The organism is Prauserella endophytica, assembly GCF_005146945.1.
Classification (GTDB): Bacteria; Actinomycetota; Actinomycetes; order Mycobacteriales; family Pseudonocardiaceae; genus Prauserella_A; species Prauserella_A endophytica.
The window spans coordinates 298,203-310,701 of record NZ_SWMS01000007.1 but is presented as its reverse complement, the minus strand read 5'-3'; the positions used below and the strand labels follow the sequence as shown (position 1 = coordinate 310,701).

At 66.1% G+C, this 12,499-nt stretch carries 10 protein-coding genes and 2 pseudogenes; 4 read left to right on the top strand and 8 right to left on the bottom strand.

What is annotated here, in order from left to right:
* Positions 1-57: 57 nt before the first annotated feature.
* From FCN18_RS15890 to FCN18_RS15865, 6 genes and pseudogenes are all read right to left on the bottom strand, one after another.
* Positions 58-597, bottom strand: a pseudogene (locus tag FCN18_RS15890) (CaiB/BaiF CoA transferase family protein); the annotation flags it as partial.
* A gap of 35 nt (positions 598-632) precedes the next feature.
* Positions 633-1,511, bottom strand: a complete 879-nt coding sequence (locus FCN18_RS15885) for a dioxygenase family protein (RefSeq protein ID WP_112267823.1) — start codon at positions 1,509-1,511, stop codon at positions 633-635.
* A 52-nt stretch (positions 1,512-1,563) separates the two neighbouring features.
* Complete coding sequence (locus FCN18_RS15880) at positions 1,564-2,196, bottom strand: 3,4-dihydroxy-2-butanone-4-phosphate synthase (RefSeq protein WP_137095475.1); 633 nt, start codon at positions 2,194-2,196, stop codon at positions 1,564-1,566.
* A complete protein-coding gene (locus FCN18_RS15875; RefSeq protein ID WP_228713983.1) occupies positions 2,193-2,687 on the bottom strand; it encodes a flavin reductase family protein in 495 nt (164 codons plus the stop codon). Before FCN18_RS15875 ends, FCN18_RS15880 begins: the two co-directional genes overlap by 4 nt.
* 99 nt (positions 2,688-2,786) lie before the next feature.
* A complete protein-coding gene (locus FCN18_RS15870; protein WP_112267817.1) occupies positions 2,787-3,218 on the bottom strand; it encodes a nuclear transport factor 2 family protein in 432 nt (143 codons plus the stop codon).
* 62 nt (positions 3,219-3,280) lie between these two features.
* The gene (locus FCN18_RS15865) at positions 3,281-4,762 is read right to left on the bottom strand and encodes an acyl-CoA dehydrogenase family protein (RefSeq protein ID WP_228713981.1); all 1,482 of its coding nucleotides are present in this window, start codon (positions 4,760-4,762) and stop codon (positions 3,281-3,283) included.
* A gap of 29 nt (positions 4,763-4,791) precedes the next feature.
* Between FCN18_RS15865 and FCN18_RS15860 the strand changes: the two genes are divergently transcribed.
* From FCN18_RS15860 to FCN18_RS39090, 3 genes are all read left to right on the top strand, one after another.
* Positions 4,792-6,444 (top strand): CocE/NonD family hydrolase, encoded by a 1,653-nt coding sequence (locus tag FCN18_RS15860; RefSeq protein ID WP_137095474.1) that lies wholly within the window; start codon positions 4,792-4,794, stop codon positions 6,442-6,444.
* A 314-nt stretch (positions 6,445-6,758) separates the two neighbouring features.
* Positions 6,759-8,069 carry a PucR family transcriptional regulator gene (locus tag FCN18_RS15855; RefSeq protein ID WP_137095473.1) on the top strand — a complete coding sequence of 437 codons (1,311 nt, stop codon included), beginning with the start codon at positions 6,759-6,761 and terminating at the stop codon, positions 8,067-8,069.
* Between the two features lie 126 nt (positions 8,070-8,195).
* Positions 8,196-8,372: a hypothetical protein gene (locus FCN18_RS39090; protein ID WP_158303118.1), complete on the top strand. Its 177-nt coding sequence runs from the start codon at positions 8,196-8,198 to the stop codon at positions 8,370-8,372.
* 10 nt (positions 8,373-8,382) lie between these two features.
* On the opposite strand, the gene FCN18_RS15850 is transcribed toward FCN18_RS39090, so the two are convergent.
* Together FCN18_RS15850 and FCN18_RS15845 are read right to left on the bottom strand one after the other, a co-directional pair.
* Positions 8,383-9,147 carry an alpha/beta fold hydrolase gene (locus tag FCN18_RS15850; RefSeq protein ID WP_158303117.1) on the bottom strand — a complete coding sequence of 255 codons (765 nt, stop codon included), beginning with the start codon at positions 9,145-9,147 and terminating at the stop codon, positions 8,383-8,385.
* 286 nt (positions 9,148-9,433) lie between these two features.
* The gene (locus tag FCN18_RS15845) at positions 9,434-10,762 is read right to left on the bottom strand and encodes an MFS transporter (RefSeq protein WP_267285366.1); all 1,329 of its coding nucleotides are present in this window, start codon (positions 10,760-10,762) and stop codon (positions 9,434-9,436) included.
* Positions 10,763-10,845: 83 nt separating this feature from the next.
* On the opposite strand from FCN18_RS15845, the pseudogene FCN18_RS15840 reads away from it, so the two are divergent.
* Positions 10,846-11,796, top strand: a pseudogene (locus FCN18_RS15840) (acyl-CoA dehydrogenase family protein); the annotation flags it as partial.
* Between the last annotated feature and the right edge of the window lie 703 nt (positions 11,797-12,499).

The following is a 12,499-nucleotide window of genomic DNA, read 5'->3' as shown; positions in this document are numbered from 1 at the left end:
TTCTGGATCGCGTCGGGCAATCCGATCTTGGTCCATCCGCGGCTTACACAGTTGTCATGACACGGCCCCGATGGCCGCGTGGTTGCCGGCCATCACATCGAACACCGAGATCCCAGCTCGATACGGTGAGCCGTCGGGCTCACCGGTCAAGCTCATCAGACCGGACATCGCTTGGACCATCAGGTCATAACCAGGCACGTGCTTGCCCGCACCCGAGCCGAAACCGGTGATCGACGTGTAGATAATGCCCGGATTGGACTCGCGCACGGTGTCGAAGTCCAGGCCATACTTACCGAGGCCACCCGGCTTGAAATTCTCGATGAGCACATCCGCGCGCTCGGCCAAACTTCGCGCGACCTGCGCGTCGGCCTCGTCACCCAGGTCCAGTGCGATCGACCGCTTACCTCGGTTGATGCCGAGATAGTAGGTGGACACCCCGTCGCGAACCGGAGGCATCCAGCTGCGCGTGTCGTCACCGCGTGGCCCTTCGACCTTCACCACGTCGGCACCCATGTCGGCGAGCAACATCGTCGCGTACGGGCCTGCCAAGATCCGCGAGAAATCCGCGACCAGCAGGCCCTCGAGCGGACCAGTCATCATTCATCCTTCTTGCGTCGTTGTCTGAGGTGTGGTCAGCGCGTCGCCGTGTCCCCGGTGGGCTCGAGGACGAAGTCGTAGGTGGCGTGCAGGTAGGGTGTGTCGACCTGGCTGCCGTCCGGTGCCGTACCGGGCTGCTTGGTTTCGAACCGGACGATCAGCGCGTCCTTCACGCCGAACACCACGTCGGACTCGAGATAGTCGGTTCCTTCCTGGAACAGGTGGGTGATGAGCTTGCGGTAGCCGGGTTGGTCGATGAGGAAATGGATGTGGGCGGGCCTGAACGGGCTGATCTCGGTTTTGCCGATCAGGTCGCCTACAGGGCCGTCGAGGGGGATGGAGTAGCCCAGCGGGGCGATGGTGCGGACGCAGTAGGTGCCGTCTTCTCGCGTGCGGTACTTCGAACGAAGCCGTGCCTCGTCGATTTCGGACAGCTGGGCCTCGTAGTATCCGTCGGAGTCGGCCTGCCAGATGTCCAGCAGTGCATTCGGCACGGGCTTGCCGTCGAGGTCGGTGACGCGGCCGGTGATGAACAGGGGAGTCCCCGGAAGCCCGTCGGACATGTCCTCGCCGTAGGACAGTGCGGGCGATCCGTCGATGTGGAACGGGCCGAGCACGGTGGCGGGCGTCGCCGAGGCTGAGAACTGGTTGTTCAGTTGCACGACCAGCGTGCTGAGACCGACGACGTCCGAGGCGAGGATGAACTCGTGTCGTTTCTCGTCGCTGATCCGGCCAGTCGCGGCCAGCCAGTCCATCGCCGCCTGCCATTCCTCCTCGGAGAGGTTCACCTCGCGGGCGAACGCGTGGACATGGCGGACCAACGCCGTCATCACCTGGGCGAGGCGGGGTGATTGGGCTGTGGCCCAACGCGCCGTGGCCAGTTCGGTGAGGTTGTCTTCGTTGACGAAGGCCATGGTTGGTGCTCCTCGGTTTGTGGGGGTTGTGCTGAGCAGCGCGAGATACTGCTCAGGTGTGGGTGAGAAGCTCGAGGGAGTCAGCGACCTGCAACCCGTACGTGTGTCCAAATTGGAGGGCATTGTCGTAGTCGAGCAACTCCGCGGAATCGGGATGCACGAGGTGGGTCAGCGCGGCGGCCGGACGCAGTCCGCTCGTGCGCACTAGTTCGAGGGCGACCGCCGCGCTCGATGGTGCCGATGGTTGGCCGCAGGAACAGCAGGAAGGCGGAACTGCGGTCGTCATGACGTGGCCGGGGCGATTGAGGTCGTCAGGTTTGGCCTCAGGACGGCCGAGAAGTCGAACGGTGCGCGCTCGGTCAGTGGCCGAGATGCCAGTGCTGATGCCCTCTGCCGCGTCGACGGTGACCCGGGCATCGCGCAACGAGGAGTGATGGCCGGCCCCGATCATGCGCGTCAGTCCGAGACGGTCGCAGTCCTGCTCTGGAAGTGCCACGGTGAGTAGGCCTGATCCGTGCCGCACCGCGAAGGCGATCACATCCGCTGAGGCTGTGGCTGCGGCGATGACGAGAGTGGCCGCGCACTGCTCGCGGTCGTACAGCACGACGGGCTTGCCCGCGGCGAGGTCGGCGACCACCTGCAGGTCCTTGATCATCAAGGCCTCCGCGGAAGCCACGGCGGTCATCGTGACCTCCCCGCCTGGATCGTGCCTCCGGAATGGGAGACCTGCTCGGGATCCAGCCTCGTCATCCTGCCCTGGAAGTACACGAGCGGATGCCGCGAACGATCGCCCTCGCGAAGGGACATCACCTTGGCGGTCACGAGGTCGTGATCGCCGATGCGGACGACCGAGTCGTTGACCGCCTCGATGGTGATCATCGCGCCCCTGATCAACGGCGTGCCGAAATCGGAGACATCCCAGGTGAGTGCGGAGAACCTGCTTTCCGGCGGCCCACGGAAAGCCTCGGCTGCCAAGGCGTCGTCCTGATGCAGGACGCTGAAGCTCCAGCGATCGGCGGCTGTGATCTCTGTGAGCGTCTTGGAGCGGTGATCACCGAAGAAGCCCACGAGCAGCGGGTCCATGGAGATCGCTGTGAACGTGCCGACGACCATGCCGATCGGCTGGTCGCCGTTCATGGTGGCCACGACGGTTACCGTGGTGGGGACGTTGCGCATCGCACGTCGGAATTCGCTGGGGTGCACTGTATCCGGAGCGGTGTGTGAAGGGGTGTTCATGAGTCCTCCTGAGCTTGCCGCCTTTGAGCGAGTGTCGTTTCAGCGGGGCGGAGCGCTCCACAAGGGCTCGACTTGGAAGCGTTGGAACGACCACTGTCCCTCCGCTTCGATGAAGCGCGCGGAGTAGTCGCCCATGCTGAGCAGTTCGGGTTGCGGTTCGTAGCTCCACCGGGTGTATCGGCACGTCGCCGAGCAACTGATCGCGCCGGCGGTGTCCACGGCCTCCCATACCCTGACGTTGCTCACCAGGTGGCGTACGCGCGGAGCGTTCGCGAACAGGTCACCGAACAGGCTCGCCACGAACTCCGCACCTGTGCCGGCGCGGCCTGCGAAATTGACCTGAGCCTCGGACAGCAGCTCGGTCAGGGTCTCGATGTCCAGTTCGTCGGCGGCAGCGGCGTAGGTGTAGAGGAGCTGCTCCGCCACCGCCCGGACCTCCGCACGGGCCGTTGTTTCGCGGATCCGATTCATCTCGGCCGATGCCTCCCGCGTGAGTCTGAGTGCGTTTGACCAGCAGCAGATCGTTCTTCTCCTCAGATCAGAGGTGTGATCTGGTCCTGCTGGCCGAGCAGCTCGCGTCCGTAGATCTCGGCGGCGATCGAGGGGTTGACGACGGCGTGGCGGCTGCCGGTTTCCTGGTCTCGCCAAATGCGCTGCAGCGGGTTCTTCTCGCCGAACGAGCTCGCCCCTGCGATGCTCACCAGCAGGTCGATCGCCTCGCGGCAGCGCCGGGCGATGTATCCGGTGTCCATCCGAACCCTGGTGCGCGTGAGCCGGTCCATGTATTTCAGAGACGAGGCCCACTCGTCGACGTCGGATGCCGCGCGCATCGCGTGAAGGTGTGCGGTGTCGATCAGCTGCGTGGCCTCGGCGAGGTTCAGCTGCGTCGTGGGCGCCGCGGCCGAGTCCTCGTAGAAGGTGTAGGAGATCGGTTTGTGCTTGGCGAGGCTCTCGGAGACGACATCGAGCGCTGCGCGTGCCATCCCGATCTGCGGCCCGACGAGGATGAGCGCCAGGACAGGGACAAAAGCGGAGTGGTAGAGCGCCTCTTCCTTGTGCTCGGTGCCGTACTCACCGCCAAGGGCCTTACCGACCGACAGGATGCGGTGGTCGGGCACGAACAGCTCCTCGGCGACCAGGGTGTTGCTCGCGGTTCCCCGGAGGCCGGCGACGAACCAGGTGTCCTTGACCGTCAGGTCGCTCATCGAGATCAGGGCCAGACCTTGATCGACCTGCTGTCCTGAAGCATCGACGACGGGAATCCCGAGTAGCGCCCACGCCGAATGCGCGGATCCCGAGGCGAACCCCCACGATCCCGAGACGATCTGGCCGCCGTCGACGGCGCGGGTCTCCGCTGTGGGGGCGACTACGCCGCACGCACGGGCCTCGGGGTCCACGCCCCACACCTCGCGCTGAGCCTGCTCGGGGTACAGCCCGATCAACCAGCTGCACACGTTCATCAGTGCACTGACCCAAGCGGTCGAGCCGTCACCCCGGCCGATCTCTTCGCTGATCTTCATGAAGGTGGTGAAGTCGGTCTCGAGCCCGCCCCAGCGGCGCGGTTGCATGATCCGGAAGACCCCCGCCTCACGCAGGACCTCGATGTTCTCGTCCGGCACCCGTCGGTCGGCCTCCGCCTGAGCGGCGTTGGCACGTAGCAGCGGCTGTAGCTCGGCGACTCGACGCACCAATTCCTGGGTGTTCGGTTCGTCGACGCTCACCACGGGCGCGGATTCGGCAGAGGTCGTCATCAGGCTCTCCTCTTCGAGTAGCTGTGACCGGTCGTGAGGGCCGCGGTGCAGTGACCGGTGAGCTGCACAACGGGTTGCGACGTAGTACAGGGCTCCGACCCGTCCGCGGGCTTGTCCCGGGGGATCAGATTCCGGCGCGGGCGTTGTACTGCTGTTCCTGTTCGCCAGTTGACTTGAACGCGGATACAAGCGGTCGCGTGAGCTTTGAATCGGCAGACCAAGCGTGCTCGCCGGATCGCGCCCTTTACTGGGCGCCCAGCGCATCCAGGTCCAACGAGGGAGCAGGAGCCACCATGAACGCCGAGCCGTCGCTGTACGTATTCACTCGCGGTATTCCTCCAGAGGAGGCCGGCTGGCCGGGAGCTGAGCCGAGCAGCTCGATGGAGAACGGGATGCGCATCGAGCGCAACGTCTCCGTTCCCATGCGCGATGGCCTGCGGCTACTGGTCGACCGGTACGCCCCCGCCGACTCCGACGAACCCACACCGGTGCTGATCGCCTGGTCGCCGTACGGCAAGCACGGTGCGCTTGAGTGGCGCAACTGGCCCGGTCACGACATCGACCTCGAGCGGCTCTCTCCCTACACCGCGTTCGAAACGCCCGATCCGGCGTACTGGACCGCGCACGGCTACACGGTCATCATCGCGGACGCGCGCGGCGCCTGGGGATCGGAGGGCGACGTCGAGATGTTCGGCCCCGGCGAAGCCGCTGCCTGCTACGACCTCATCGAATGGGCCGGCGTCCAGCCGTGGAGCACTGGCAAGGTGGGCATGTCGGGGGTGTCCTGGTATTCGGTCATCCAGTGGAACGTCGCCGCACTGCGCCCGCCGCACCTCGCCGCGATCAACCCGTTCGAGGGGTTCCACGACCCCTACTACGAAGTGGCTACCCACGGCGGGATCCCGGAGACCCAATTCTTGCCACTGCTCGGCCCGCTCATCGCCAAGACCCACGGCCAGGTCGAGGACGTTGCCACCAACGCCATGAATCACCCGTTCTACGACGACTACTGGAAGTCCAAGGTCGCCGATCTCGAGAAGATCGACGTGCCCGCCTACGTCGTGGCCAGCTGGTCCGATCACGGGCTGCACACCCGAGGCACCCTCGAAGGTTTCCGCCGCATCTCTTCGCCGAACAAGTGGCTTGAGGTCCACGGTCGCAAGAAATGGGCCTACTACTACTCCGAGGACAGCCTGCCTCGTCAGCTCGCCTTCTTCGACCACGTGCTGAAGGGCAATGCCACCGAGGTCGCGCAGTGGCCCACGGTCCGTCTCGAGGTCCGGGACCGGGCCTACACCGGAGAGGTCCGAGCTGAGAGCGAGTGGCCACTCAAACGCGTCGAGTACACCCCGCTGTACCTGGACGCGGACAGCGGAGGCCTGCTCTCTCACGCCCCAGCTTCGAGGGGCCGCCTCGAATACGATGCCCTCGAAGGCCGAGCCGTGTTCGACCACCGGTTCGACCGGGACACGGAACTGGTCGGCGGAATGGCACTCCGGCTCTGGGTGGAGGCCGACGGCGCCACCGATATGGACCTCTTCGTCGGCGTGGAAAAACTGGACACCGACGGCAACGAGGTCAACTTCCCCTTCTTCTCCACCTTCGACGACGGCCACGTCGCCTTGGGCTGGCTACGGGTGTCGCGGCGCGAGCTCGACGAAGCCGTCTCCACCCCCGAGCGCCCCGTGCTGCGCCACCAGCGCGACCTACCGCTGAGTCCCGGGGAGGTCGTGCCCGTCGACATCGAGATCTGGCCTTCCGGCACGCTCTTCCATGCAGGCGAGACCCTGCGCCTGGTCGTCCAGGGGCACGACCTCAACGCCTACGACGACGGCCTGTTCGCGCAGAGGCACGCTGCCCTGGTCAACACCGGCCGCCACGTTCTCCACACCGGAGGCGACCGGGCCTCACGTCTGTTGATCCCCCGCGTCCCGCCGACTGCCTGACCAGGACGCGTCCCTCCGGGCCTCGCACGAAACGATTCGACCGTTCATCGTGCGAGGTCCGGCTGTTGTCAGTCCCTGCTCCCACCGCGATTCACACGGGCGTGTAAATCGCAGCCGCCCGGTACCGTGCACCCTGTTGTAGAGAACTGACCAGCGACTCTGTCCCAGGGGAGAAACGCGCGGATGCCCGGGGAACGTGGCGCGCCTATGCTACAGCTGGTCAGGCTACGTGTTCGTGGGCGCCTGGATGAGCGGAACCGCAAGTTGGAGGCCGACATGGTCGAAACGCCCTCGGTCCAGAGAGTCTCGAAGCCATGACAACACAACGTCCTGCGGCTGGTCGGGAATGGCTGCTCGATCTGAAACCCCGCGGTCCTGACATGACCAGCGCCGCAGCGAGCTCACCCGCGACAATCGCCGAAACGATCTCGCACGTCGGCGAGTCCCCGGTCTGCTGGGCCATCGAGGTGGGCCGGGAGATGGCCACGACGATCACCCGGGAGATCCCTGCCTTCGGAGGTGGCGAAGGGCCCTTTCAAATCCTGCGCAAAGGTACCGAGTCCTCCACCCTGCGCGCAATGGTGCTACTCGCGTTCCCTGACGTACAGCTGAGCCCGATCACCGAGGAAGCCCTCGAGGGCGACCGGGAGTTCGTGCGCCGCGGCATCGCATTGGACAAGGTCCTTCGCGGGATCCGACTCGGCCACGCGGGCATGGCCCAGGCATTCCTCGCCGCCTGTGAAGCACTCGTCGACCCGGACCGTGTCGCCGATGAGATGAAAGCCGTATCGGAGGACCTCTTCGGATACATCGACGCCTTCTCCGGCTCCATGGTCACCGAGTTCCTCGCCGAGCGCGACCGCTGGATTACCAGTGCCGCGGCGGCCCGCGCGGAAACCGTCAACCAGATCCTCGCCGGTGACGAGATCGAGGTGCGCGCAGCCTCCTCGGTACTGGGCTACGACCTCGACCGCTGCCACCTCGCGCTCATCGCCTGGGCCAACTCGCCCGGCGAGGTGTCCGCCCTGGAACGCATCGCCGAAGCCCAGCTTCGCGCTCGGGGAGCTACGGCCACGCTCGCCGTGCCGATCGGGAGCTCGGCGCTCTGGGCCTGGGGCACCATCGCCAACGACGCCGATCCGGCCACCCTGCCCGCGCCACCGGTCCACGCCGACATCCGAATCGCACTGGGCCTGCCCGGGCGTGGGGTAGACGGCTTCCGCCGCAGCCACGAGCAGGCTACCCGCGCAGAGCGGCTGGCCCGGCTCGCCGGCGACCGAGCCGCCCCCGTGACCAGCTACGCGGAGATCTCTGCCATTGCCTTGCTGGCCGAGGACATCGACAGTGCCCGAAACTTCGTAGAACGCGAATTGGGTCCGCTGGCCGACTCGACGAGCCAGGTCACCGCCGCCCTACGCGAAACCCTCCTCCAGTACCTGGAGCAGGAGCGCAGCATCAGCACCGTCGCCACGCACCTACATCTAGCACGGGGAACGGTCGCCTATCGCGTCAAGAAAGCCGAGGCCATGCTCGGCCACGAAGTAGGGCAGCGGCGCTTCGAGCTACACGCCGCCCTGCTACTCGCCCAGGCACTGGGCGATGCCGTCCTGCCGGAACCGCGATGACAAGCTCGAGAACGAGCATCCAGGATGTTGCTATGGGGAAGGTCGCGGACGAGGATTGGCCACTGGTCTGCGCTGGGCCGGCCGGTCTCCACTGTGGACATCTCGCTCGATGTCGTGCGGGAGCGAATGGCGCACCACAGAGCCGAGCCCGCGGCGGTCGAGACGGCCGTCACCGGCATGTCCTGGGCTCGCGCGGGAGGCAATGCCGTACTCACCGACGACGTGACCACGATCCTCGGCCGGCCCGCCACCACGTTCACCACGTGGGTGGAGGACCACCGGGACGCCTTCACTCCGGACTGATGTCCGGACGTCATCCGGCCAGGACTTCGCGGACCGTCTCGACGATCGTCTCCGGCTGTTCGTAGGGCACTTGATGGCTCGCGTGCTCGGCCACCAGAACACGTCCTTGCGGGGACCGTCCGGCCAGGGCCTCGTGATCGGCGGTCAGGTGGTCGAGCTGCGCGCGGGGCATCCGAGGCCGCTTGCCCGCGGCGATCACGCGGATCGGCACGGGCGGCAGTCCGTACTCCTCGCGTGTGCTCTTGGCCTCGGCCATCGCGTCCTGCATCCCGCCCAGTGTCACGGCCAGTTCGCGCAGCGCACGTGCGTTCCGCCCGCCGAGTGCCGCCCGCGCACGCAGCAACCATGCCGCGACATCGAACGAGAGACTCCGCACCAGTGCGGAGCCCGGAGGTGTTCCGGCGGCTGTCGGGTCGACGAAGACCAGCCCCGCCACGTCGTCGGGATGCCGGGCCGCGTACACCTGGGTGACGAGCCCGCCGTACGACCAGCCCACGAACACCGCGGGCAGGCGGAGTTCCAGACCGCGAAGCATCCGGCGTAGGGCGTCGGCTTGCTCCGCGACAGACCGCGCCTGCGTGCCGCCAGACCGGCCTACCCCGGCCCTGTCGTAGGTCACCACCGTGGCGAAATCGGCGAGCCGCTCCGGTACCGGCCCCCAAGTGCCAAGCCCCTGACCCGCTCCGCCACCGTCCAGCACCACCGTCGGCCCGGAGCCCAGGATTTGCGCACAGATCTCATGCCCACCAACGTCGACCATCTTCTCGATCACCATGATGTCAACATACGTTGACGTCGGTACGCTCGTCAACGTATGTTGACATCGGCGCGGCGCAGGGCGAGCCCGGTCGGTACCGAGGTCCTCGCCGAGCCATGTCTGCCAGCTCTGGATGTTGGCCTCACGGCTCCACATGCAATGCCACCGCGGCGCCCAGGCAGCCACCCGCGCTGGGCCGACAACGTCTGTTCAGGACTGCGTCGACGTCGTCGACGCAGTCCTAAACTCCATTCATGCGTGCAACCGAACGGGCTACCGAGTCACCACCTGATTGCGGTGCTGCTCAACCTCCGCTACCGACAGGGTCGGAGTCGTTTCGCGACTGGCCAGGTGCTGTGCTGTCGGCGGCTCGATCAGGCGAGGTGATCTCCGAGGTTGCGTCCGGTGCCGGCCTCGGGGCACACAGCAGGGCGAGGACCGTCAGCGCCTGGCAGGCAATGACGAAGATGATGACAAGGGTCGCCTGGCCGTCGGCGGCACTGACTAACGCCGCCGCGATGAAGGGCGTTGTGCCACCGAGAAGCATCGCCGTCGTTTCTCGGGCGGCTGCCACGCCGGTGAAGCGATAGCGCGTTGGGAACAGCTCGGTGAGGAAGGCTGATTGAGCTCCGGCCATCGCCCCGTAGCCGACCGAGTAGGCGACGGTCATGCTGACGATCACGAAGGCTGGGGTTCGGGTTCCGAGGAGCATGAAGAAGGGTGCCGCGAAGGCGGCCGCGAAGACCGCGCCACCGATGTAGACCGGACGTCGGCCAATGCGGTCCGCCAGGGCTCCGAACAAGGGAATCGTGATGAGACTGAGTCCGGCGGCGACCAGCAGGCTCACCGTTGCTGTCAGGGCCGGAAGCTCCAGCGTATCGGTGATGTAGCTCAGCGCGAACGTGTTGACCAGATAGCCCGCGTTGACCAGACCGAATCCGGAGACGATTCCGACCAGTAGTGCTCGGGGCCGCTCCCTGAGTACTTGTGTGATGGGCAACTTCTCTGAGGCGCCGTGTCGTTCGGCGGCCCTCTTGGCTGCTTTGAAGGCCGGGGTTTCTTGCACACGCCGACGGATGTACAGCGCGACCAGGAAGATCACTGCGCTGGCCAGGAAGGGCACCCGCCATGCCCAGGCGTGCAGGGTTTCGACTGGGATCAGCGAGAGGACTACGAAGGTGCCGGTGCTGAGGATGAACGACAGCGCCACCGCGGCCTGACTGATGGAGGTGAAGAAGGCTCGCCGCCCAGGAGGGGTGAACTCTGACACGGCTGTGACCGCGCCGGCGAACTCGGCTCCCGCGCCCAGACCCTGGAGCAGGCGGGTCACCGTCAGCAAGATGGGTGCCCAGATGCCGGCAGTGTCGTAGGTCGGGAGTAGACCGATCACCATTGTCGCGCCGCCCATCAGGCAGATCGTCGCGATCAGGATGGGTTTGCGCCCGTACCGGTCCCCGAAGTGAGCGGCGAGTAGCCCGCCGAGTGGCCGGGCCGCGAAGCCGACGGCGAACACCGCGAACGAGGCAAGCACTCCGGCCACCGCGTTACCTGATGGGAAGAACAGTGGTGCGAAGATCAGTGCCGACGCCGCGCCGTAAAGTGCGAAGTCGTACCACTCGACCACCGTGCCGATCGAGCTCGCTGCCGTGATGCGGATGATGGCGCGTCGGTTCTGCGGAAGTGCCGGGTAAGATCGGTCATTTCGCGACCCCCTGTGGAATGGGCTTCCACCTGGCGCCCGAAGCGTGCAACTGCTCCGCGCCGGACACCGGGAACATCGAGATCCTCGATCTCTTCGGAACCGACGAGCACCGCGAGAAGTGGCTCAAGCCGCTCCTGCAGGGGACCATCCGCTCGGCGTTCGCCATGACCGAACCCGCCGTCGCCAGTTCGGACGCTACGAACATCGAACTACGCATGGTCCGAGACGGCGACCACTACGTCCTCAATGGACGCAAATGGTTCGCGACCAACGCCATGCACCCCAACTGCAGGCTTCTCATCGTCATGGGCAAGACCGATCCACATGCGGCCCCGCATCGTCAGCAGTCCATGATGGTCGTTCCGATCGACACGCCGGGCGTCGCAGTGGTCCGCAGTCTTCCCGTCTTCGGCTACACCGACCGTGAGGGCCACGCCGAGATCCTGTTCGACGACGTCCGCGTTCCGGCGACCGATCTGCTGAAGGGCGAGGGCGAGGGATTCGCCATCAGCCAAGCGAGGTTGGGGCCTGGACGTATCCACCACTGCATGCGCACGATCGGCATGGCCGAACGCGCGCTGGAGGCAATGTGCCGCCGAGCGGACTCCCGCACTACCTTCGGACTGCCGATCAGCGAACGCGCCAATGTCCAAGACTGGATCGCCGAAGCACGCATCGATCTTGAACAGGTGCGGCTACTCGCCCTCAAAGCGGCGTGGATGATGGACACCGCCGGGAACAAGGGCGCCCGCACGGAGATCGCCGCGATCAAGGTAGCGGCCCCCCAGGTCGCCCTCAAGGTCATCGACCGGGCGATCCAGGTACACGGTGGCGCGGGCGTCACCGCCGACTTCCCACTCGCGCAAGCCTATGCGCACGTGCGCACCCTCCGCCTCGCCGACGGCCCAGACGAGGTCCACAAGCGAACGATCGCCCGCCAGGAACTCCGCAGACATCGATCGTGAACATCCACAGTGCCGCGCCGGACGCATCGACACACCAATGCGCCCCAGACCCCTCGAGATCGGGAAGATCGTCGCCCTGCGGGCAGGGGTGAGCCACGGCACGCTCTACAACCTGTTCGGCGCTCGCGGTGCCCTTGGAAAAGTTGCATCGCACCACCGTGCTCGACGCAGCCGTGGAGCTGTGTCCCGCGCTCCTCCGGCCTTGCCGACGACCGTCACCCGGCAGCCGCGCCGAGCAAGTTCAGCGCGATCGAGGCACCCACGACTCCGGACCCGATCACCACGACATCCGTGGCCATAGACCCACTCCCTCGCGTTACAGAATGCGCGACGCGGACCACGCACGATGACACCCATTGTCGAGACGCATGGAGCCGCGCAGCATCAAGCATTTGTCGGATCTCTCCAGGCCAAACGACGTCATCCGTCGAAGACGTGGACCGACCCTGCGGTAGCGCTGTATGGCAGCCAGACGGAGCGTGGCCCATGGGCCCTGCCGTGTCGGTGCCGGATGGGAAAGCTCTCCGACGTCGCTCTCGGCTCCCTCCGGCATACCATCGAGTCCGTCGGGGAACTTCTGCCCCCGCGCTTGCCACGTCGTGGGGCTCGAACTATGGTAGGTCCATGGTCTTCGGTTTGATCATTATGTGCGGCGCAGGCTGACGAATCACCGCCTGCGCCTACCTCTCGTGCCATTCGCACG

Coding starts and splice junctions, on each gene's coding strand:
- FCN18_RS15870 (WP_112267817.1), bottom strand. CDS start 3,218: ATGAATCGGATCCGCGAAACAACGGCCCGTGCGGAGGTCCGGGCGGTG.
- FCN18_RS15885 (WP_112267823.1), bottom strand. CDS start 1,511: ATGGCCTTCGTCAACGAAGACAACCTCACCGAACTGGCCACGGCGCGT.
- FCN18_RS15880 (WP_137095475.1), bottom strand. CDS start 2,196: ATGACCGCCGTGGCTTCCGCGGAGGCCTTGATGATCAAGGACCTGCAG.
- FCN18_RS15850 (WP_158303117.1), bottom strand. CDS start 9,147: ATGGTGATCGAGAAGATGGTCGACGTTGGTGGGCATGAGATCTGTGCG.
- FCN18_RS15855 (WP_137095473.1), top strand. CDS start 6,759: ATGACAACACAACGTCCTGCGGCTGGTCGGGAATGGCTGCTCGATCTG.
- FCN18_RS15865 (WP_228713981.1), bottom strand. CDS start 4,762: ATGCGCTGGGCGCCCAGTAAAGGGCGCGATCCGGCGAGCACGCTTGGT.
- FCN18_RS15875 (WP_228713983.1), bottom strand. CDS start 2,687: ATGCGCAACGTCCCCACCACGGTAACCGTCGTGGCCACCATGAACGGC.
- FCN18_RS15860 (WP_137095474.1), top strand. CDS start 4,792: ATGAACGCCGAGCCGTCGCTGTACGTATTCACTCGCGGTATTCCTCCA.
- FCN18_RS39090 (WP_158303118.1), top strand. CDS start 8,196: ATGGCGCACCACAGAGCCGAGCCCGCGGCGGTCGAGACGGCCGTCACC.